The sequence below is a fragment of the Photorhabdus heterorhabditis genome (assembly GCF_001280945.1).
In the GTDB taxonomy this organism is placed as follows: Bacteria; Pseudomonadota; Gammaproteobacteria; order Enterobacterales; family Enterobacteriaceae; genus Photorhabdus; species Photorhabdus heterorhabditis.
Genome location: NZ_LJCS01000251.1, coordinates 1 through 367 on the forward strand (window position 1 = coordinate 1; position 367 = coordinate 367).

The window sequence follows — 367 nt, forward strand, 5'->3', positions numbered from 1 at the left end:
TATAAATAAGAACAAAAATGCCGATCTTGAATATCGGCATTTTGCTGTATAAAAAGAAGATTAATTTAATGCTTTAACGCTTCAATTTTATCCCGGCTCAGTCCGGTACTGGTGACAATAATATCCAGGCTGACGCCATGCCGTAATAAGGCTCGAGCCGTTTCCACTTTACCTTCCTCTCGGCCTTGCTCAATACCCTGCTCAATACCTTGCTCGATACCCTGCTCAATACCTTGCTTGATACCTTGCTCGCGCCCTTTTTGTTCAAGCTGTTCTGCAATAGTCATCAACATCGTTTCATGCTCCGGAGATTGTTCAATCAGTTGATGGACAAAGTGTGAGAGATCCAGCGTATGCCCATTCAGTA

1 pseudogene is annotated in these 367 nt (G+C 43.3%); it reads right to left on the reverse strand.

What is annotated here, in order from left to right:
* Window positions 1-65: 65 nt before the first annotated feature.
* Window positions 66-367: pseudogene (locus AM629_RS21585) on the reverse strand (ISNCY family transposase); the annotation flags it as partial.